This is a genomic window from Amycolatopsis sp. NPDC000009 (assembly GCF_055563465.1).
The window spans coordinates 24,624-46,328 of record NZ_JBVHDI010000014.1 but is presented as its reverse complement, the minus strand read 5'-3'; the positions used below and the strand labels follow the sequence as shown (position 1 = coordinate 46,328).

At 69.3% G+C, this 21,705-nt stretch carries 17 protein-coding genes; 6 read left to right on the top strand and 11 right to left on the bottom strand.

Annotated features, from left to right (window positions below):
- Positions 1–118: 118 nt before the first annotated feature.
- The 9 genes from cmdF to ACZ3HL_RS30100 all read right to left on the bottom strand — a co-directional run bounded on the left by cmdF (position 119) and on the right by ACZ3HL_RS30100 (position 10,525).
- Entirely contained in the window at positions 119–1,729 is a 1,611-nt protein-coding gene (cmdF, locus tag ACZ3HL_RS30140) for a tyrosine 2,3-aminomutase (RefSeq protein ID WP_034321446.1), read from the bottom strand.
- Between the two features lie 305 nt (positions 1,730–2,034).
- Entirely contained in the window at positions 2,035–2,769 is a 735-nt protein-coding gene (locus tag ACZ3HL_RS30135) for a class I SAM-dependent methyltransferase (protein ID WP_034324463.1), read from the bottom strand.
- 25 nt (positions 2,770–2,794) lie between these two features.
- Positions 2,795–3,949: a DegT/DnrJ/EryC1/StrS aminotransferase family protein gene (locus ACZ3HL_RS30130; protein WP_465534933.1), complete on the bottom strand. Its 1,155-nt coding sequence runs from the start codon at positions 3,947–3,949 to the stop codon at positions 2,795–2,797.
- A complete protein-coding gene (rfbB, locus tag ACZ3HL_RS30125) occupies positions 3,949–4,944 on the bottom strand; it encodes a dTDP-glucose 4,6-dehydratase (protein ID WP_126733803.1) in 996 nt (331 codons plus the stop codon). Before rfbB ends, ACZ3HL_RS30130 begins: the two co-directional genes overlap by 1 nt.
- Positions 4,945–4,960: 16 nt before the next feature.
- Positions 4,961–6,325, bottom strand: coding sequence for a nucleotide disphospho-sugar-binding domain-containing protein (locus ACZ3HL_RS30120; RefSeq protein ID WP_465418980.1), 1,365 nt, complete (start codon positions 6,323–6,325; stop codon positions 4,961–4,963).
- Between the two features lie 109 nt (positions 6,326–6,434).
- A complete protein-coding gene (locus ACZ3HL_RS30115; protein WP_465534932.1) occupies positions 6,435–7,199 on the bottom strand; it encodes an FkbM family methyltransferase in 765 nt (254 codons plus the stop codon).
- A 4-nt stretch (positions 7,200–7,203) separates the two neighbouring features.
- The gene (locus tag ACZ3HL_RS30110; protein WP_126733806.1) at positions 7,204–7,452 is read right to left on the bottom strand and encodes a phosphopantetheine-binding protein; all 249 of its coding nucleotides are present in this window, start codon (positions 7,450–7,452) and stop codon (positions 7,204–7,206) included.
- Positions 7,442–8,830: an FAD-dependent oxidoreductase gene (locus ACZ3HL_RS30105; protein WP_465418985.1), complete on the bottom strand. Its 1,389-nt coding sequence runs from the start codon at positions 8,828–8,830 to the stop codon at positions 7,442–7,444. Before ACZ3HL_RS30105 ends, ACZ3HL_RS30110 begins: the two co-directional genes overlap by 11 nt.
- A gap of 102 nt (positions 8,831–8,932) precedes the next feature.
- Positions 8,933–10,525 (bottom strand): MFS transporter, encoded by a 1,593-nt coding sequence (locus tag ACZ3HL_RS30100; RefSeq protein ID WP_465534931.1) that lies wholly within the window; start codon positions 10,523–10,525, stop codon positions 8,933–8,935.
- Between the two features lie 149 nt (positions 10,526–10,674).
- On the opposite strand from ACZ3HL_RS30100, the gene ACZ3HL_RS30095 reads away from it, so the two are divergent.
- From ACZ3HL_RS30095 to ACZ3HL_RS30070, 6 genes are all read left to right on the top strand, one after another.
- Positions 10,675–12,009: an extracellular solute-binding protein gene (locus tag ACZ3HL_RS30095; RefSeq protein WP_465534930.1), complete on the top strand. Its 1,335-nt coding sequence runs from the start codon at positions 10,675–10,677 to the stop codon at positions 12,007–12,009.
- Between the two features lie 11 nt (positions 12,010–12,020).
- The gene (locus ACZ3HL_RS30090; protein WP_465534929.1) at positions 12,021–13,556 is read left to right on the top strand and encodes an amino acid adenylation domain-containing protein; all 1,536 of its coding nucleotides are present in this window, start codon (positions 12,021–12,023) and stop codon (positions 13,554–13,556) included.
- A 2-nt stretch (positions 13,557–13,558) separates the two neighbouring features.
- Positions 13,559–14,446, top strand: coding sequence for a phytanoyl-CoA dioxygenase family protein (locus tag ACZ3HL_RS30085; protein WP_465418994.1), 888 nt, complete (start codon positions 13,559–13,561; stop codon positions 14,444–14,446).
- Between the two features lie 108 nt (positions 14,447–14,554).
- Entirely contained in the window at positions 14,555–15,988 is a 1,434-nt protein-coding gene (locus ACZ3HL_RS30080; protein WP_465534928.1) for a tryptophan 7-halogenase, read from the top strand.
- A gap of 51 nt (positions 15,989–16,039) precedes the next feature.
- Positions 16,040–17,395 (top strand): condensation domain-containing protein, encoded by a 1,356-nt coding sequence (locus ACZ3HL_RS30075; RefSeq protein WP_465534927.1) that lies wholly within the window; start codon positions 16,040–16,042, stop codon positions 17,393–17,395.
- A complete protein-coding gene (locus tag ACZ3HL_RS30070; RefSeq protein ID WP_465534926.1) occupies positions 17,392–18,936 on the top strand; it encodes a 4-hydroxyphenylacetate 3-hydroxylase family protein in 1,545 nt (514 codons plus the stop codon). Before ACZ3HL_RS30075 ends, ACZ3HL_RS30070 begins: the two co-directional genes overlap by 4 nt.
- Before the next feature lie 482 nt (positions 18,937–19,418).
- Here the strand turns inward: ACZ3HL_RS30070 and ACZ3HL_RS30065 are convergent, their stop codons facing one another.
- Together ACZ3HL_RS30065 and ACZ3HL_RS30060 are read right to left on the bottom strand one after the other, a co-directional pair.
- On the bottom strand, positions 19,419–20,432 hold the full coding sequence (locus tag ACZ3HL_RS30065) for a methyltransferase (protein WP_465534925.1): 1,014 nt from the start codon (positions 20,430–20,432) through the stop codon (positions 19,419–19,421).
- Positions 20,425–21,705, bottom strand: a complete 1,281-nt coding sequence (locus ACZ3HL_RS30060) for a tryptophan 2,3-dioxygenase (RefSeq protein WP_465534924.1) — start codon at positions 21,703–21,705, stop codon at positions 20,425–20,427. Before ACZ3HL_RS30060 ends, ACZ3HL_RS30065 begins: the two co-directional genes overlap by 8 nt.

Here is a 21,705-nt window from a genome sequence, read left to right as displayed (position 1 = left end):
CCGGGCGCCCCCGCCCCCCCCCCGGGGGCCCCCCACAACCGGCGCGGTTCCCCCCCCCCACCAAAAACCTCGCCGTGGCCCCCCCCCCCCCCCCCCCCCACCCCCCGGACCGGGGCACTCAGCGCAGTTCGACGCCCGCGGACTCGACCGCTTCGAGGAACTCGCCCCGCGCCAGCGCGGCGGCGACGGCCTCGATGTCGTCGGCCATGTAGCGGTCCTGGTCCAGCGTCGGCACCAGCTCGCGCACCTTCTCGTAGGTGGCCAGCGAAGCCGGGCTGAGCCCGTCGCGCCGTCCGGAGATGTCGACCGCCTGCGCGGCCGCCAGGAACTCCACGGCCAGGATGTACTGGTTGTTGGCCAGCACGCGGCGCGCGTTGCGGGTGGCGATCAGGCCCATGCTGACCACGTCCTGGTTGTCGCCGTTGGACGGCACGCTCTGCGTGCTGGCCGGGGCGATCGTGCGGTTCTCCGCCACCAGCGCCGTCGCCGGATACTGCGCGCCGGCGAAACCGCTGTTGAGGCCCGGGTCACCGGCCACCAGGAACTCCGGCAGACCGTAGTTGAGGTGCCGGTTGAGCACCCGGTTGGTCCGCCGCTCGGAGAGCACGCCGAGCTGGGTCAGCGCGATCGTCGTGTAGTCCATGACGAACGCGACCGGCTGGCCGTGGAAGTTCGCGCCGTGGAAGATCTCCTGGCCCTCGAAGAACAACGGGTTGTCGTTCGAGGAGTTCAGCTCGACCCGCACGGTGTCCGCGGCGTGGTTCAGCGTGCTGCGCACCGCGCCGAGCACCTGCGGGATGGCCCGCAGCGAGTACGCCTTCTGGAGGTACACCTGGGTGCGGGCGACGCCGTCACCGGTCTCGTCCGCGCCGGCGGCGACCTGGTCGCGCAGCCGGGCGTGCTCGACGGTCAGCTTGCTGCCGCTGGTCAGCGCGCGCATGTTGGCCGCGGTGTCGATCTGGCCGGGGTGCGGGCGGGCCAGGTCGTGTCCCTCGGCGAGGAACGGGCTCTTCGACCCCTGCAGCGCCTCGACGATCAGCGCCGTCACGATCTCGGCCTGGCGCAGCTGGGCGAAGGCGCGGTCGAGGACGAGCGAGCCGACGCCGGTCATCGCCGACGTGCCGTTGATCAGCGCGAGGCCTTCCTTGAACTTCAGGCTCAGCGGCTCGATACCGCGCTCGCGCAGCACCCGGCCGGTGGGGACCTTGCCGTTCGGGCCGAGCACGTAGCCCTCGCCGATCAGGGTGGTCGCCACATGCGAAAGCGGAGCCAGGTCACCGCTCGCGCCCAGCGAGCCGATCTCCGGGATGGCGGGGACGATGCCCTCGTTCAGGTACAGGGCGAGGCGCTCCAGCACCTCGGGACGGACCGCGGAGTAGCCGCGGGCCAGCGCGTTCAGCCGCGCCGTGACGATGGCGCGGGACTCGTCCTCCGCGAACAGCGGGCCGACACCCGCGCTGTGGCTGCGGACCAGGTTGGTCTGCAGCTCGGTCTCCTTGGCCGTGGAGACCAGCATGTAGATCATCTCGCCGTAGCCGGTGGTCACCCCGTAGATCGGGATGTCCTGGCGGGCGATGTCCTCGAAAACGCGGCGGCTCTTGGTCGCCTTGGCCAGTGCCTCCGACGTGACCTCGACCGGGCTGCCGTCCTCGGCGATCTTGCGCACACCCGGGATGTCGAGCGTCTCCCCGTCGATCTGCACAGGCACCGCAGTCTCTGCTGTCGTCACTTGTGTTCACCTTTCGTCGCTCGGGTCCCGCATGGTCGCCGCGGTGTCGCCGCCTGGTCTCTCCGGCGCCCTCATCACTACGGTCGCACCGGGACTCGTCGTGGGTCTTCTCTAGCGTTGCGTGAGTTTTTCCTTGTCAGCACACGGTTTCGCCCCGGTCGCGCGTGGAGCGCGGCCGGGGCGGGACGGGTGGGGCGGGCGGGGACTTTCCCCGCGTCGGATGTGCCGCGAGGTGTGTTGCGAAAGCCACTTTCGCAACCATCAACGTTGCGAAAGTGGCTTTCGCAACACCACGCCTGTCAGGACTACTTGCGCACGCCGACGAACAGCCCCGGCGCGTTCGCCCGGCCGTCCGACAGCTGAAGCGGGTCCGAGAGGAACTCGACCGTGCAGCCGGCGCGTTCGAACGCGAGCTCGTACTCCTCGCGCGTGAACAGGCTGGTCACCAGCTCGTCGGTCCAGGCACGCATGCCTTCGGGTTCCGAGACGGTGAACCGGATCTCCATCCGCGTCGTCAGTCCCTCGCGCACCGACCTGGTCAGCCGGGAGACGACCCGGCGGTCCTCGCGCACCACGTGCCCGCCGACGTAGCCGTCGATGAAGTTCTCCGGGAACCACCAGGGTTCGACCACGAGCACCCCGCCGTGGTCGAGGTGCTCCGCCATCCGCGCGACCGCCTTGTCCAGGTCGTGGCTCGACAGCATGCAGGCGACCGCGTTGCCGATGCAGATCAGCGAGTCGTACTTCTTCCCGAGATCGAAGTCCCGCATGTCACCGGGGTGGATGTCGATGTCCGGCAACCGCAGCTGCGCGAACTCCCGCATCGCCGGCGCGATCTCCACCCCTTCGACCTCGTCGAACAGCCCGGCGAGCCGTTCGAGGTGGGCGCCGGTCCCACAGGCCACGTCGAGCAGCGTCGCGGCGCCCGGCTTGCGGTCACGGATCAACGCGGCCAGTTCCTCGGCCTCGGCCCCGAAATCCTTGCCCCGGCTGCGGAAAACCAGGTCGTACAGTTCGACGTGATCGTGCCCGTATGTCATGTTCGCTCCCTGTTCTCGGATCGGGTCAGCCGTGAGTCCGGTCCCGCACGGCCCGTGCGAGCGTGTCGACGACCCGCCCGATATCGCTGTCGCTCAGCGCCTGGTGGATCGGCAGGCACAGCGTCGAGGCCGCGGCCTTCTCGGCCGAGGGCAGCTCGGCGTCCGAACCGTAGGCGTCGACCTTGTGCAGCAACTGATAGCGGAACGTGGTGTAGATCCCCTCGTCGAACAGTTGCCGTGCCACGGCGTCCCGGATCGCCGGATCCATCTGCACCCAGTAGATGTAGTACGAGCTCTCGTGCCCGTCCGGCAGCGGCGGTGGGGTGCGGAGCCCCGGCACCTCGGCGAACGCGGAATCGTAGAACTCCGCGATCAGCCGCCGGCGCTTGACGAAGTCGCGGAGCTTGGCCAGCTGCGTGGTTCCCACGGCGGCCTGGACGTCGTTCATGATCGACCGCCGGGAGAACGAGGAGACCTCGAACTCCCACCACCGCGTCTGTGTCCGGTGCGCCTCGGAGAAACCGCTCGACTGCGCCATTCCCAGATACGCGCGTTTCGCCGCCTCGGCCGTGACCGCGGGGTCCTTCGCGTACAGGATCCCGCCGTCCAGCGCGACGGCGATCTTGCCCCAGTCGAAGCTCCACGCCGAGATGTCGCCGAAGGTCCCGACCGCCTTACCGTCCACAGAGGACGATTGCGCGTTGGCCGCGTCCTCCATGAGCCAGATCCCGCGATCCTGGCACAGCTTCGCGATCTCCACGATGTGCCCCGGCCGCCCGCCGTAGTGCAGCAGCAGGACGCCGCGGGTCTTCGGGGTCAGACAGCGCTCGATGTCCTCCACCGTCGGGTTCAGCAGTTCGGGATCGACGTCGCAGAACACCGGGCGGGCACCGTGCGCGGCGACGGCGTTGGCCGCGCCGACGAAGTTCACCGTCGGCAGCACCACTTCGTCGCCCGGCCCGATGCCGAACAGCTCCATCGCGAGGAACGTCGCCTCGGTGCACGAATTCGTCGAAGTGACGTGCGAACGGCCGACGCCGAGGTGCGCCGCCCAAGCCTCCTCGAACTCCGCGACCTTGGTCCCGCGCCCGATCCACGAGGTCTTGAACACCTCGCCGACGGCGGCCAGTTCGTCGTCCCCCAGCGACGGCTGGAAGACGTTGATCATCTTCGGGTCCATCACGCCGCCCTGGTCACGGTGGCGTCGGCCTTCAGCGGCTCCCACCAGCTCCGGTTGTCGCGGTACCACTCGATAGTCGTCGCGAGGCCGTCCTCGAACCGGACCTGCGGCTCGTAGCCGAGTTCGTCGCGGATCTTGGTGATGTCCAGGGAATAGCGGCGGTCGTGCCCGAGCCGGTCCGGTACGTGCCGCACCCGGTCCCAGCCCGCGCCGCAGGCCGCGAGCAGCCGCTCGACCAGACCGTTGTTGTCGAGTTCGGTACCGCCGCCGATGTGGTAGACCTCGCCGGCGCGGCCGCTGTTCAGCACCATCGCGAGCGCGCGGCAGTGGTCCGAGACGTGCAGCCAGTCACGGACGTTGCGGCCGTCGCCGTAGAGCGGGATGGACTTCCCGTCGAGGAGATTGGTGATGAACAACGGGATCACCTTCTCCGGGTACTGGTAATGCCCGTAGTTGTTCGTGCACCGGGTGACGATGACGTCCAGCCCGCGCGTGCGGTGGAACGCCAGCGCCAGCAGATCCGAACCGGCTTTCGCGGCGGCGTAAGGGACATTCGGGTCCAGCGGCGACTGCTCGGTCCACGAGCCCGAGTCGATCGAGCCGTAGACCTCGTCGGTCGAGACGTGCACGAACCGGCCGACGCCGTGCCGCTGGGCCGCCTCCAGCAGCAGCTGGGTCCCGGCGACGTTGGTCTGCACGAACTGCGCCGCACTCACGATCGAACGGTCGACGTGGGTCTCGGCGGCGAAGTGCACGATGGCGTCGTGCCCGGCGACGATCTCGTCCACGGCACGCGGATCGGCGGTGTCCCCGCGGACGAACCGGTACCCCGCCGCTTCGGCGACCGGAGCGAGATTGGCCAGATTCCCCGAATAGGTCAGTTTGTCGAAGACGGTGATCTCGGCCTCGGAAAGCCCCGGCAGTTCACCGCGCAACGCCGCGCGGACGAACTCCGAGCCGATGAATCCGGCCCCTCCGGTCACCAGGATCCTCATGTCGCTTCCTCTCGTCTCAGGCGCGGTTCTCGGCGGTCAGCCGTTCCAGGACGCCGACGATCTCCGTCGGCCCGGGCGTGGCCAGCCAGCCCCGCCGCAGAGCCGCCGCGCCTTCGGCGTGTGACGGCTCCTCGAGTACGCGGCGGACGCGATCCCGGATCTCCTCCGCGCTCTGCTTCTGGTGATCGACGCGAAAACCGGCGCCGTGGCGGGTGACCACCTCGGCGGTCTCGGTGGCGGTGAGCTGCTTCTGGCAGTCGAACCGCCATTCGATCCCGTCCTCGGTGGGCTTCCCGTAGCACCGCACGGGCTCGTCGGTGTCGCAGATCAGTTGCGGCACCCCGAACGCCGTCGCCGAGGCGAAGGTGCCGGTCGAGCCGTGATGGATCAGCGCGGCACAGGTCGGCAGCAACTGGTTGAGCGGGATGTAGTCCACGGTGCGGACGTTCGACGGCACGCCGGCCGGGCGGTCGGCGAGCTGGTTCTTGTCGAGGGTGGCGATCACGTCGACGTCGAGATCGGCGACGGCGTCGAGCAGCTTCGCGGTCCGTCCCCAGTCGCCCTTCATGAACTTGCGGACCGAGACCCCCAGCGACAGGCCGATCCTCGGCCGGTCGGAGGGAGTGTGCAGCCAGTCCGGCGCCGGCGCCGCGCCGTTGAACGGCACGTTGCGCACCGACACCGACGGAACCCGGCTCGGCAGCCGGAGACCGTCGGGGAAGGGATCGACCGTCCACTGGCCGAGCAGCAGTTCCTCGTCCAGCGTGAGACCGAAGTGCTCGGCGAGTGGCCGGACGGTCGCGGTCAGCGGGTCCTCCGGCACGTCGACGCCTTCGGCCCGCCGCCGCGCGATCCGGTCGAGCACGAAACCGGAGTAGTCGGGGGCGTTCAGCACCCGGGCGTGCGCCGCGCCGGAAACCCGCGCCGCCACGGCACCGCCAGGGAGCCACGGATCCCACAGCACCAGATCCGGCCGCCACTCGACGGCGAAGTCCACCAGCGCCAGCACATCCTGCCGGGGCTTCGGCGGGTGGTAGTCACGAGCCGCGAGCACCTGGAAGCAGTGGAACATCTCCCAGACGTGGAGGCCGGCGGCGTCGAGGTCGAGCACCTCGGAGAACCGCTCGGTCTCCGCTTCGGTCGGCAGCAGGTCCAGCCACCCCGGATGGCCGCGGTCGTGCACCGCGAGCGGCTCCGGCTCCCCGCACACCGCCGGGATCAACCCGGTGGCCGTGACCACCCGGTCGAAATCGACCGACGTGATCCCGGTGTCCTGCCCCGACGGCGCGGCGATGCGCACCTCGTGTCCCGCCGCCTGGAGCGCCCAGGCGTAGGAGACCAGCGGCAGGAAATGCGCCGGTGCGGGGAAAACGCAGAACATCACCCGCATCGTGTTCCCTTTCCGTGTCAGAACTGTTGTCGCACAAGCATTCCTGCTCTATCCTCGGATAGGAGCACCCGCCGGGACGTCTCCACGTTTGCGGCGGGATTCACGCCGGTTTCGTCGCGTAGATCATGAAGATGTCGGAGGCCGAAAGCTCGGTCTCCTGCTCCGTCTCGCAGGTGAAACCGCGTTCCTTCAACAGGGTCAGGACCTGGTGCAGCCGATCGTCGAAATCGTGGATCTCCATGACGACATTGCGGATCCGGCCCCAGTCCGGCTCCGCGATCCCCGCCAGTACCTCGATCTCGCTCTTCTCCACGTCGATCTTCAGCAGATCGACGTGGTCGACCGAGTGCTCGCGCATCAGCGCGGACACCGTGGTCGTCCGGCAGTCGATGTAGGACAGCTTGTGCCGGGACTCGGCGACGGCCTCGGCCTGCGCCGGGGAAAGCCCCCGCTCCACCAGGAGACGGCGCGCGAGCTCCGTCTCGCTGTCCTGGTCGGCGTAGAACCCCGATTCGGCCGTGGCGTTCGGGTAGTAGCCGAGCCGCCGCGTGCCCTCCCCGTCGGCCAGCGCCACGTTGTGCGTGACCCCGCCGGGCACGTGCCTGCGGAAGTTCTCCGTCAGCGCGGCGAACGGCTCGGGGGCCGGCTCCGCCGCGACGATGAACGCGTCCGGGAAGGTCTGCGCGAAGAACATCGAAGCCATGCCGATGTTGGCGCCGATGTCGAAGATCACTTCCGGCGTGGGATTCGGGAACCCGTCACGGAGATAGGACCGCTCGACGAAGATCTCCCGGTAGAGGAAAGCGGCCTCGCCCGGATCGACCTGCGCGACTTCCAACCCGTTGGGCAGCCTTCGCAGCGGCATGCCGTCACGCCGCTTTACGGCTGCGGGAAAGCACGTCCTGGGTGAACGTGGCGAGATCCGGGTCCTCGAAGAGGTCGCCGATGTCGAGGGAGACCCCGAACTCGGCCTCGATCCGCTCGACGACGAAGACCGCGGTGACCGACTGCCCGCCCAATTCGAAGAACGTGTCCTCCTGGCGGATGTCCTGGACGTCCAGCACGTCCTTCCAGATCGCCTCGATCCGACCGGCGGCGCTGACGTTCTCACTGGTCATTTCTGCTCCCACTTTCGACGTGAACCTGCTCGGAGACGGGCGGCCGCCCGGTGTCGGCGGCCGGCTTGGAATTGCGGAGGACGCGGAGGATCATCGACGGGCGCATCAGCGCCTGCGGCGGATCCACCAGCCCGGCGACCCGGAAGAAGGCCTCGGTGACGCGAGGGTCGCGCGTGGCGGCGGTGTGCAGCTTGCCCATGAACGCGTTGCCCATGCGGACCTTCAGCGTGCGCGGCCCTTCCACGCCCGGGAAGTTCAGGTCGCCGCCCGCCGAGATGTCCCACGGGGAGTCGATCAGCGGCGCGATCGCGCGGAAGAACTGGATCGCGTCCGGCTCGATCCCCTGGGCGAGCTGCTCCCGCAGTACCGTCGCCTCCAGCGCGGCGACCGTCATCCCCTGCCCGTAGACGGGGTTGAAGCTGCACACGCCGTCGCCGATCACCAGGAACCCGCGCGGGAAGTCGACCAGCCGCTCGTAGCGGCGCCGCACGCTGGCCGGGTACTTGAAGGTGACCGGGTCGTCCAGCGGTTCCGCGTGCTTGACGGCTTCGTAGATTTCAGGCGCGGCAAGGGTTTTCGCGAAGGCGAGGAAACCTTCGGGGTCGGTGGGCGGATGGTCGCCGAGCATCCCGGTCAGCGACAGCATCGAGCTGCCGTCGTGGAGCTTCGGGAAGAACCCGCCACGCGGGTTGTCGAGCGAGGCCACCGGGTTGATCGAAAGGTCCGCGCCGTACGGGTCGGAGTTCAGCAGGAACCGCCGCGTCGTGTACGCGAGGTTGATGACGATGCGGTCCTCTTCGGGCGGAGCGAAACCCAGCTCCCGCAACCAGACCGGCGACCGTGAGCCGCGGCCGGTCGCGTCCACCACGAGATCGGCGGCGAGTTCCTCGACCTCTCCGTCGTCACCGGCGATCGTCACCCCGATGATCCGGCCCTGGCCGCCGGTGCGCAGGCCGCGCACGGCGAACGGCGTCTTGAAGCTGACCTGGGGCAGCGCCGCGACCCGGTTGCGCACGTGGAGCTCGAGCACCGGACGGGTCGAGGAGACGCTCATCAGCCCGGACCGCGCCGGAGCCAGCCGCTGCCCGTTGAAGTACCAGCGCAGATCACCCGCGAGGTCACCGGCGGGCACGTTGGACGCGGCCAGTTCGTCGTCCAGGCCGGGGAAGAGCTCCTGCAGGATCTGCTGTCCCTTGGCGAGCAGCGCGTGCGCGTGCCGCCCCTGTGGCACACCGCGGCGTGCCCCTTCGACTCCCTCGACCTCGTCCCGGTCGACGATGACGACACTCCGGTAGGACTCCGACAGCACCCGCGCCGTCAGCAGTCCAGCCATGCCAGCGCCGAGCACGACGGCCCGGTCTCCGATCAGTTGCCCCATCCGGATTCGCCTCCACCATTGGCCGTTCGACCGGCCGATCCTTGACGCGGGCAGAGTTCACCCGCGACACCGTGCCCACTTGGTCGTGCTGTCGCCGACGGCTCAGCCGCGGGTCGGCACCGAGTCGGGCGACCGACCCGCCTCCACCTCGTCCCCCGCTTCGTTCCCCGGCTCCTCGTGTTCGACGGGCCGGACGTTCCGAAGCAGGAAGGCGGCGAGCGCCCCCAGCGCGAGGAAGAGGAAAACGCTCAGCCCGGCGATGGTCGTCAGGCCGCTGGTAAAGGCTTCCCGCGCGGAATCGAGCAGCGAAGCCCCGACGGCGGGCTCCAGCTCGCCCGCGACCGTGACGGCCCCGCTGATGCTCTCCTCCGCGGCGCTCACGGCCGGCGCGGGAACGCCGTCCGGGATGAGCAGAGTGCTGCCGTACACGGCCGCGCCGATGCTGCCGAACACGGCGATCCCGCCCGCGACGCCCAATTCACCACCGGTCGCCGAAAGCGACGCCGCGGAACCTGCCTTCTCCGGCGGGGTCGAGTCCATCACGAGGTGGTTCAGGAGCGCGGAAGCCGGCCCGACACCGAGGTAACCGACGCTCACGCCGATCACGAGCAGCGCCAGGCCGTCGGCACTGTCCACCTGGGTCAGCAGGAACTGACCCAGCGCCGAGACCGCCAGTCCACCGGCGAGCACGTAACCAGGCCGGAAACGCTGGGCGAGCTTCGGCGAGACGTTGATGCCGATGACGAGCGCCACGTTCGGGACGAGCAGCCACAGCCCGGCCTGCAGCGGGCCGAATCCCTCGACCGTCTGCAGATACAGCGCGATGTACAGCCCGGTGCCGCTCTGGACGGCGCCCACGATCAGCCCGATCAGCACCGCCGCGCTCAGCTGGCGGTTGCGGAAGAGTTTGAGGTCCAGCAACGGATCCGCGAGCCGGCGCTGACGGAGCACGAACAGGGTCGCGGCGGTCGCGCCGATCACGATGGCGACGATCGGCAGCACGACACCCGCGCCCGTCCTGGTCAGCTCCTTCAGGCCGTACACCAGCGGCAGGATCGCCAGCAGCGACAGCGCAACGCTGCCGAGGTCGATCCGTCCCGCTTCGGGTGCGCGGCTTTCCGGCAGCAGCAGCGGCCCGGCGATCAGCAGGATCGCCAGCAGCGGCACGGCCATCAGGAACACCGAGCCCCACCAGAAGACCGAGAGCAGGATGCCGCCGACGACCGGGCCGAGCGCGACGCCCGCCATGAAGGCCGTCCCCCAGATGGCCATCGCGACGCCCATCTGCCGCGGCACCTGGAACATCGTGCTGATCAAGGCCAGCGTCGACGGCAGCAGGGTCGCGCCGGCGAAACCGAGGATCGCCCTGGACACGATCAGCATCTCGGGGCTGCCGGAGAACGCGGCGAGCACCGACGCGGCACCGAACCCGGTCGCGCCGATCAACAGGAGCTTGCGCCTGCCGATCCGGTCGCCGAGCGTACCCATGGTGACCAGGAAACCCGCGATCAGGAACCCGTAGATGTCGGTGATCCACAGCTGCTCGGTGGCACTGGCGCCGAGGTCGGCGGACAGATGCGGGAGCGCGAGGAAGAGGACGCTGATGTCCAGCGAAACGAGCATGGTCGGCAAGGCCAGGACGGCGAGGCCTATCCACTCGCGGCGCCCGGCGGCTCGGGGGGCAGCTGTATCCATAGTCACTCCCCCACTATGAGCGCGCCGCTCGGCCGCACGCACCTTCAGACTTGCGCCTCCGTCCGGCTTTGTCCGCAAAGGAAAAGTAGCCCTGAACAGGTGAGAACGTATGTGCTGGAGCGGCAGCGTAATCGCACTTGGAGGGATACATGCGCCCGATCCGCAGAACGCCGGACGGCCGCGTCGTCGTGCGCGTCTGGTTCGCGGACTACCCGTTCCAGACCTACGACGGCAGGGCCTTCCTCGATCCCGTCCGGGATCGAGCCGAGGACTTCGGCCAGGCGCATCCGGAGTACCTGATCGAGGTGACCGGGCATCCCTTCCCCGCGATGGCGGAGGAGGTCGCCCGCGCCGCCGAACCACCGGACGTGGCGGGCTATTACGCCAGCGCGAGCAGGCTCGCCCTCGACACGCTCGACCGGGACGGCCTGCCGATGTTCACCTCGGTGGAGCGGGCCGTCGCCGGCCGCGAGGAGATCCTCGGCGAGCCGGTCGTGCTGGACGACCTCGAACCGGCACTGCGCGAGGCGTACACCGGAAGCGGCGGAGAACTCCTGTCCCAGCCGTTCAGCGTGACGACGTTCCTGTTGTACGCCAACCTGGATCTGCTGCGCGCGGCGGGAATCACCGAAATTCCTCGCACCTGGGCCGAAATCGCCGCCGCCTGCCAGAAGATCGGCCCCGGTTCGATCACCTGGCCGATCCACGGCTGGCTGATGCAGCAGGCCGTCTCCGCGCAGGGCGGGGTGTTCGCCGACAACGGCAACGGCCGTGACGGCCGCGCGAGCCGGGTCGAGCTGGACTCGCCGGAGATGCTGGCGTGGGTGGACTGGTGCCGCCGCCTGCACAAGGACGGGCTCTACCACTACACCGGGACCCAGGGCGACTGGATGGGGAACTTCCAGGCGTTCGCGAGCGGCCGGACGGCGTTCGTCGTCGATTCGTCGAAGGCGGCGTGGGATCTCGTGCGGACCGGACGCGAACAGGGTTTCGAGGTCGGCGTCGGCCCGATGCCGCGCAACGAGAACGCGCCCTACGCGGGGAATCCGGTCTCGGGCGATTCCCTGTGGCTCGCCAGGGACATCGACCCGATCACCCGGGACGGCGCGCTGGCCTTCCTGCAGTACCTCGCCAATCCGGTCAACGCCGCCGCCTGGCATCGCGCGCACGGGTTCGTGCCGGTCACCGGGACCGCGGACTTCCTGCTGGCGGACCAGGGCTGGTTCGCCGAGCACCCATACCAGCGTGCGGGCACCGAGCAGCTCCGCGCCGGCGACGGCTCGGCCGCCGCGCGCGGCCCGGTCATCGGCCCGTCGGCAGGCGTGAACGCGGCGATGACGCAGGCGCTGGAGGACGTGCTCGTCCGGGACGCCGTTCCGGGCGAACGGTTCCGGCTGGCCACCGAAGAGGCGCAACGGCTGCTCGACGACTACAACGCCGACTGCGACGTGCCGCGTACCCCTAGTTCCCTTTCGATCGGCTGAGAGCGGGCGAAATGGTGTCCGAACTGGTCCACGAGCTCGTCCGCGCCCACGCCGACCGGACGCCGGAGGCCACGGCGATCCACTGGGAGGGCGAAGATCTGTCCTATCGGGAACTGGTGGACCGGGCCGCGGCGGTGACCGCCGCCCTCGGCGGCACCGACGAAGCCGTCGCGGTCCGCCTGCCGCAGGGCGGGACGCGGATCGCGGCGCTGCTCGGCGTGCTCGGCGCCGGCGCACACCTGTCCTGGCTCGGCACCGGCGATCTCGGCGAGCGGGGCCGGGTGATCCTCGGCGATCTCCGCCCGGCGTACCTGCTGATCGACGGCGACGGCACGGACGACGCGCTGGCGTCGTGGTACCGGGACGAATGCGGCGGCAAGCTCGTCGACGCCGGCGGGCTCGGCACCGAAGGGCTCGCGGCACCGTCCACAGTGGAACCGTCCGGCCGGGCCTACGTCGCGCACACCTCCGGGTCGACCGGGGTGCCCAAGGGCGTACCGCAGACCCACGCCGCGTTCGCACAGTTCACCACCTGGTTCGCCGCGGAGTTCGGCATCGGCCCGGGATCCCGGGTCGCGCAATGGGTCACCCCGGAACACGACCCGGCGCTGATCGAACTCTTCGCCACCTTGGTCGCGGGCGGGACCGTCCACCCGGTACCGGATGGCGTCCGGGCGCATCCGGTGAAACTGGCGGAATGGCTCGGGGACAACGGGATCACGCATATCCAGACGATCCCCAGCTTCGCCGCCGAGATCGTGCGCGCGATCGCGAAGCACGGCCTCGCCGCCGGGCTGACGTCGCTGGAGCAGTTCGTGCTCATGGGCGAGGCCGTGTCCGGCGACCTCGTGCGCGGGCTCCGCGCGGCGCTGCCCGCCGCCCGGCTGGTCAACCTGTACGGGCCGACCGAGACGATCGCGGCGACCTGGCATCCGATCACGGAGCCGGACACCGAGGCCGTCCCGATCGGGCGGGCCATCCCCGGACGGCGGATCCTCGTCGTCGACGAGCACGACCGGCCCTGCCCGGACGGCGTCACCGGCGAGATCGTCGTGCTGAGCCCGTACGTCTCGCCCGGCTACACCGGCGCCGCCGCCGACCGGGACGCCGCCTTCCGGCCGCTGCGCACGGAATCCGGGCTCGACGCCGGCGTCCGCACCTACCGGACGGGCGACCTCGCCCGCCGTCGCGCCGACGGCGCGCTGGAGTTCCGCGGCCGCAGCGACAACCAGGTCAAGGTCGCCGGCCATCGCATCGAGCTCACAGACATCGAACTGACCCTTTCGGCGCAGGAGACCATCGTCGAATGCGCCGTCGTCGCCAAGACCGACCACCACGGCCTGGCGGCCCAGCTGGTCGCCTATGTGGTGCCCGCGCCCGGCGCGGCACCGGACGGACGGCCACCGCGGGCTTGGCGGACGGCACTGCGTGAACGGCTCGGGCGGGACATGCCGCCGATCCTGTTCACGGTCCTGCGGGAACGGCTCCCGCGCAACGCCATCGGCAAAGTCGACCGGCGGCGACTCCCGGCACCAGAAAGGCGATGAACATGGCTGAGCTGCAGTACGTGGGTCCGGACGCGGATCTCGACCACGTCACCGAGATCATGGAACGCGACGGCGCGATCATCATCGAGAACTTCGCGGATTCCGAGACGCTGGCGGGACTCTGGGAGGACCTCGGCCCCGATCTGCAGGACTCGGACTACTGCGAGGTCGGCTACGACGGCCACCGCACGCGCCGGATCTCCTCGCTGTTCGCGCGCACCACGCGGCTGACGCCGATCGTGACCCAGCCGCTCTACCTCGGCGCGTCCCGCCGCCTGATCCAGAAGCCGGTCCCGATCTGGATCGGCCGGTCGCAGATCGAGATGACGCCGAGCATCCAGATCAGCGCCAGCCAGGCGATCCAGATCGACCCCGGCCAGGGCAAACAGCCCCTGCACCGGGAGGACACCCTGTACCTGCGCCCGCACCCCGGCCCGGTGATCCGGATGCAGCTCATGCTCGCGATGAGCGACTTCACCGCGGAGAACGGTGCCACGCTGGTCATCCCGGGCAGTCACCTCTGGGACGACAGCCGCGCCCCGCGCTACGCCGAGTGCGTGCCCGCCGCGATGCCCGCCGGATCGGGCCTGATCTTCCAGGGCGGGACCTATCACAGCGGCGGCCGCAACGACACCGACAAGGCGCGCACCGGGCTGACCCTCTCCCTGGACCTCGGCAGCCTGCGGCAGGAGGAGAACCAGTACCTCGCGGTGCCGAAGGAAAAGGTCCTGGCGTACCCGGAGGAGGTGCGGCGGCTGCTCGGCTACGACCGCTGCGCGCCGGGCGTCGGCTGGTTCGAACTGCAGGACCCGCACATGGTCCTCGAACACGACGACATCGACGCCGCCCGCGCCGCGGCCGACCGGCTCGGCCTCAACGCCGCGGCCTGAATCTCCTGCCCTGCAACGTAATCGGCAATCCGGAAGTCGTGATCCGGCCTGACCACCGGCGACGATGGTGGTCAGGCCGTCCCCTGAACGGAAAGAGGTGGAGAACCGGTGAGTTCGCCGCAGTACGACGTCATCGTGGTTGGAGGAGGGCCGGCCGGTTCGACCGTGTCCACCCTCGTGAGCAAGGCCGGACACCGGGTTCTCCTGCTGGAGAAGGAAAAGTTCCCCCGCTACCAGATCGGTGAGTCGCTGCTGCCCGCGACGGTCCACGGCGTGATCCCGATTCTCGGCGTCGAGAAGGAGGTCGCCGAAGCCGGTTTCACCATCAAACGCGGTGGCACGTTCAAATGGGGCAAGCGCCCGGAGCCGTGGACCTTCGAGTTCGCGGTCTCCAGCAAGATGCCCGGCCCGACGTCGTTCGCGTATCAGGTCGAACGGATGAAGTTCGACGACATCCTGCTGCGCAACGCGCGCAAGCACGGCGTCGAGGTCCGCGAGGAAAGCTCCGTCGTCAAGGCGATCACCGACGAAACCGGCCGGGTCCGCGGCGTCCACTACAAGGATTCCGACGGGAAGGTCCACGAGGTGTTCGCGCGCTACGTCGTCGACTCCTCGGGCAACACGAGCCGGCTCTTCAAGGCGTCCGGGGCGGAGCGCCACTACTCGCCGTTCTTCCGGAACCTCGCGCTCTTCACCTACTTCGAGGGCGCCGGGCGGCTTCCGGAGCCGAACGCGGGCAACATCTTCAGCGTCGCCTTCGAGCACGGCTGGTTCTGGTTCATCCCGCTGAGCCCGACCCTGACCAGCGTCGGCGCCGTGGTCCACCAGGACTCCGCCGAACTGGTCCAGGGCGACCCCGACGAGGCGATGCGGCGGTTCATCGACGCCTGCCCGCGGATCAAGGACATCCTCGGCGACGCCAAGCGGATCACCGAGGGGCCGTACGGTTCGTACCGCGTCCGCAAGGACTGGTCGTACTGCAACTCCCGTTTCTCCGGCCCGGGCATGGTGCTGGTCGGCGACTCCGCGTGCTTCGTCGACCCCGTCTTCTCCTCCGGCGTGCACCTGGCCACCTACGGCGGTCTGCTCGCGGCCCGGTCGATCAACGGCTGCCTCGCCGGAACGGTCGACGAGGAAGCCGCCTTCGACGAGTTCGAAAAGCGATACCGCCGCGAGTACGGCCTTTTCCACGAGTTCCTCATCGGGTTCTACGACATGAACAAATCCGAGGACTCCTACTTCTGGCAGGCGCGCAAGGTCTCCGAGAGCGCTTCGAACGACGTCGAGGCCTTCGTGGAACTGGTGGGTGGCGTCGCTTCGAACGATCTCCGGCTCACCGCCGACGACCTCGCCGCGACCGTCGAATCGGTGGAGCACAAACCCGGCGGGGCCGCGAACGGCACGGTCCTCACCCGGATGCTCAAGGCGGGCGCCGGCCTGCAGGGCAGGGCTTTGCTCGGGTCCAGGTCCGGCGAAGGCGCGGCGCTCGAACCCGGCGGCCTCCGCGCCTCGGACGACGGCCTCAGCTGGGTCCGTTCCTGACGTCCGAAAAAGCACTCCCATCCATCGCGGCCGCCAACGAAAGGTGCAGCCATGTCCGTCACGGACGCCCCCACGGACCGGATTCCGCTCACCGCGGCACAGGAATTCCTGCGCATGTTCGACGCGGGGCCCACCGACGGTCCGTTCGGCCCGCTCTACCACGTCGTCGGCGCGTGGCAGGTCGAGGGAAGCCTCGACCTCGACCTGCTGCGCCGGGCGCTGTACGACGTCGTCGCGCGGCACGAGGCACTGCGCACGGTGGTCGTCCGCGACCAGGATCCACCGCACCAGTCGATCCAGCCGCCGACGCAGCCCCGTCTCACGGTGCGCGAGCTCTCGCCGTCCGGGGACCGTCAGCGGCAGATCGAGGAACTGCTCAACGAGGTCGAAGCCGAAGGCAACGACGTCAACGAACTCCCATTGGTCCAGGCGGTCCTCGGCCGGTTCGGTGAACGCGACTCGGTCCTCATGCTCAACGCTCACCACACCGCGGCCGACGCGTGGGCGATGGACCGGATCGCCGGCGACATCGGCGCCTGCTACCGCGACCGGAGCGCGGGCAAGCCGCCCGAGCTGCCGGAAACCCTGCAGTATCAGGACTACGCGCGCTGGGAGGGCGAGCACCTGGCGAGCCCGGCGGCGGACAAGGCACGTGCCTACTGGCGCGAGACGCTGGACGGCGCCGGCGTCACCACGCTGCCCACCGACCTGCCGAGGTCGAGCGGGATCCCGAAAGAGACGGCGTGGCACCGGTTCCGGATCGACGCCGATCTCGTCGCCGCGACCACGGAGCTGGCGAGCAGGACGAAGTCGTCGCCGTTCATGGTCCTGTTCACCGCGCACCAGCTCCTGCTCCGGAAGCTGACGGGGGTGACCGACGTCGTCACCCCGACCTTCACGCCGGGCCGCGGGCACAGCAGGTTCCGCGACACCGTCGGGTCGTTCGTCAACTTCATGCCGCTGCGCACGGATCTGCGGGACTGCGCCACGGTCGGCGACGCGATCGCACTGACCCGGCGCGTCTGCGTCGAGGCGTACTCGCACGACATCCCGTTCATGCACCTGATGGCGGAGGCCCCGCAGCTGATGGTGCCCGCGATGGACGAGCACCGCCAGGTCGGCGCGTTCCAAGCGCTCCGGTCGCCGCATATGATGAAGGCGGTCGAGGTGGGCGACCTCAAGTTCACGAAGCTGTGGCGCCGCGAGCTGTCGCAGCCGGTGGGCTCCGACGTCCCGGACGGCATCCTCTGGACGCTGCACCTCGGCCCCGGCACGGACGCGGTCGGCAGCCTCGGGTTCAACACCAACCGGTTCACCGCCGACACGATGTCGGATCTGCTGGCCGACTACCTGATCGTGCTGCGCAAGGTCGTCACGAACCCCGACGCGACACTGGGTTCGCTGTGACCGCGCCCGGCACCCGCCCCTTCACCGGGGACGAGTACATCCAGAGCCTCCAGGACGGCCGGGAGATCTACCTCTACGGCGAGCGGGTCAAGGACGTGACGGCCCATCCCGCGTTCCACAATCCCGTGCGGATGATCGCGCGGCTCTACGATTCCTTGCACGCGCCGGAAACGCACGACGTGCTGACCCGGCCGACCGATTCCGGCGACGGCTACACGCACCGGTTCTTCACCACGCCGCACAGCGCCGAAGACCTCGTCGCCGACCAGCAGGCGATCGCGACCTGGGCCAGGGCGTCCTACGGGTGGATGGGCCGCAGCCCCGACTTCAAGGCCTCGTTCCTGGGCACGCTCGGCGCCAACGCCGACTTCTACGAACCCTTCGCCGACAACGCGCGCCGGTGGTACCGGGAGTCGCAGGAGAAGGTGCTCTACTGGAACCACGCGCTGGTGCATCCGCCCGTCGACCGGGACCGCCCGCCGGACGAGGTCGCCGACGTCTTCGTCCATGTGGAGAAGGAGACCGACGCCGGCGTCGTGGTCAGCGGCGCCAAGGTGGTCGCGACCGGATCGGCGCTCACCCACTACAACTTCCTCGCGCACGTGGGCCTGCCGATCAAGGACCGCAAGTTCGCCATCATGGCGACGGTGCCGATGAACGCGCCGGGCCTGAAGCTGATCTGCCGTCCTTCCTACAGCGCGTCGGCCGCGGTGATGGGCAGCCCGTTCGATTACCCGCTGTCCTCGCGGATGGACGAGAACGACACGCTCATGGTGCTGGACAAGGTGCTCATCCCCTGGGAGAACGTCTTCGTCCACGGCCACCTCGGCAAGGTCCAGGTGTTCTCCAGCCAGTCGGGTTTCATGGAGCGCGCCGCGTTCCACGGCTGCACCCGGTTCGCGGTCAAACTGGACTTCATCGTCGGGCTGCTGATCAAGGCCCTCGAACTGACCGGCACGCTGAACTTCCGCGGCGTGCAGACCCGCGTGGGCGAGGTTTTGGCCTGGCGCAACCTCTTCTGGGGACTTTCGGACGCGGCCGCGCGCAATCCGGTGCCGTGGAAGAACGGCGCGGTGCTGCCCAACCCCCAGTACGGCCAGGCCTACCGGTGGTTCATGCAGCTCGCGTATCCGAAGATCAAGGAGATCATCCAGCAGGACGTCGCGAGCGGGCTGATCTACGTCAACTCCACCACGGACGATTTCCGTAATCCCGAGGTCCGGCCCTATCTGGACAAGTACCTCCGCGGCTCGCACGGCGCCGACGCGGAGGAACGGGTCAAGGTGATGAAACTGCTCTGGGACGCCGTCGGGACCGAATTCGGCGGCAGGCACGAACTGTACGAACGCAACTACTCGGGCAACCACGAGTCGGTCCGGCTCGAACTGCTCGCCGGCCAGCGCGCGGGCGGGCAACTCGACGAGTACCGCGAGTTCGCCGAGAAGTGCCTCGGTGAGTACGACCTGAACGGCTGGACGGTGCCGGACCTCTCGTCCTTCGACGACCTGGCCCGGCTGCGCTCCACGATGTTCAACGGCTGACCCTTCCCTCCAGATCCCCTCCGGCCCCCCTTCGCCGGAGGGGATCTCTCACGTCCACCCCATCACGCGAGTCGTCCGCTCAATCACACGTGTCGTCCGCTCAATCACGCGAGTCGTCCACCCCATCACGCGAGTCGTCCGCTCAATCACGCGAGTCGTCCGTCCGATCACACGTGTCGTCCGTCCGATCACACGTGTCGTCCGAGCCGAACTCGTAACTCGCGTGATCAGAGACGGAACTCGCGTGCTTGAACTCGTAACTCGCGTGATTGAAGAGCGAACTCACGTGATCAGACGGACGACACGTGTGATTGAACGGCCGACTCGCGAGTTACGGCTCCAATCACGCGAGTTACGGCTCTGATCACGCGAGTTACGGCTCTGATCACGCGAGTTACGCCCGCTTCGGCGCCGCCGCCAAGTACATGAAAGGCCCCCTTCCTTGCGCCGAGCGCTAGGAAGGGGGCCTTCATGTACTTGGGTCACGTACCGGCGGCCACCAGCAACGAAGACCGCGGGCCCCGGTGGACCTCCACCAGATCGAAACCGCCCTCGACGAGCAGCTCCCGCCATTCCGCCTCCCCGCGTTCGCGCCCGCCGAGCAGCACGAGCATGTGCAGGTCGAGCAGCTTCTCGGGATGCGGCCGGTCGTCGTCGGGGATGATCTGTTCCAGGATCAGCAGCCTGCCGTGCGGCGGGATCGCCTCCCGGATCCGGCGGAGGATCAGGACGGCGTCCTCGTCGCTCCAGTCGTGCAGGATCTGCGCCAGCAGGTAGACGTCGGCGCCACCGGGGACCGCGGCGAAGAAGTCCCCGCCGACCACCTCGCAGCGGTCGGCGACGCCGGCGCCGTGTCCGGACAGGTCGGCGTGCTCGACGACGTGCGGCTGGTCGAACAGTCGCCCGGCCAGGTGACCGTGGCGGGCCAGCAGCGCACCGATCAGGGCGCCGTTCCCGCCACCGACGTCCACGACGGACGACGTACCGCTCCAGTCCCACCAAGCGGAGCCCAGGAGCGGCTCCATCCGCTTCGCCACCAGGCCCGCCTGGGCCGCGTCGAAGTCGGCCGCCTGGCCGGGATGCGCGGCCAGCCATTCGAACAGCGGCTTGCCGAACACGGCGTCGAAACCCGCTTCTCCGGTGCGGAGGGAATGCCCGGCGTCCTGCCAGGCCAGGTACGACTCACCCCGCATCAGCGTCACCAGGTGTCGCAGTGAACCCGGCTGGTCGGATCGCAGAAGTTCGCCGCCCGCGGTCAACCCGAACGTGCCACGCGGCTCTTCGACGAACAGATCCTCGGCGACGAGGACGCGCAAAAAGCGGGTCAGCGCGTCCACGTCCACCCGGGCTTCGCCGGCGAGGGTCTCCACCTCGACCGGCCCTTCGGCGAGTAGGTCGACGACACCGGCCTCGGTCACCGCGAAGATCGCCTGGGAAACGATGTATCCCATGATCTTCCGGCGCAGCGCGCGGTAGTCGCCCTCGTGTTCAGGCAATCCGGTCCCTCCGCTCGTCTTCCTGCGTGTGCAGCACAGGGAACAGCGGACGGGCCGCCGCCTGCTCGAGGTAGGCCGCACCGGCCGTCCCCCCGGTGCCCCGCACCCTCCCGATCACCTTGAGGGTGATTCCCCAGTGGGTGCGCTTCATCAACCGCCACGCCGAGTCGAGGCCGCGCATCGTCTCGGTGAGATAGCTCAGTGACGCCGGCCCCGCGGTGGCGAGCCGCGCCTCGTACACCTCTTGCAACGACGGTCCGGAAAACTCGATCCCGGCCGGCGGGGCACTGTACTGCTCCACCAACCGGAACGACCGCGACTGCACGGCACTGCGGCCGTTCGTGTAGGCGCGGATGATCGCGAACGCGTCCGGCGGCATGGACGTGAGGATCCGGTACAGCATGCTCGTGGCGGTGATCCGCCTTGTCGCGTCCCGCAGTTCGTCCGACGCCGCGGCCGGACGGCCCGCGTCCAGCGCCGCGGTCGCGCGTTCGAGGCAGCGCGCCACCTGCCGGTAGACCACTTCGAACGACTGGATGCTGCGGATGAACATCACTTCGTCGTGCAGCCAGGTCGTCGGCAGCATCGCGAATTCGACCGCGTCCCGCATCGCGGGGGACGCCACCGCTCGCACGGCACGGGACAGTTCGGCGCCGCGCGCCAGGAGATCGTCCCTGCCGAGATCCCGGATCGCGTTGTCCCCCAACGGATTCGCCGGTACCAGGCCGCGGGCTCGCGGGGCGAGCTCGTCGGCCCGCGCCAAGGCGCGCAGACACGCCTTGACGCGGACCTGCTGACGCAGCAGATCGGGTTCCTCGACCAGCGCCGACGTCTCGTAACGCAGCAGATCGGCCAGGATGACGACCTGCACGGCGTCGAGCGTGTCGTCGACCACCTCGCCGGAGCCGTACGAGTCGGCCAGCAGATTCAGCAACGAGACACCGGCATAGGTGTCGTAGTCGCCGTCTTCCTGGTCGACCGTACTGGGCAGCCACTGCCGGAGGACCAGCGCGCGGACGTCGTCGTGGCCGGCGGGCAGCACGTCGCGCGCCGCACGCAGCGTGGCGACGAGGCCGGGGTCCGCGTGGTTGCGGCCCACCGCCTGGAAGTGCCCGAGGACCGGCCGGTAGGGGAAGGACGCCGCGGACGCGCCGCCCCGCCACCACCGGTGGAGACGATTGAGCGCCTTGACCGGAGACCGGTGCCTCCCCGGGCGCCTGACGCCCCCAACACCGACACCGTCCCTTATGGACGACGCATCCACCGCATCCAC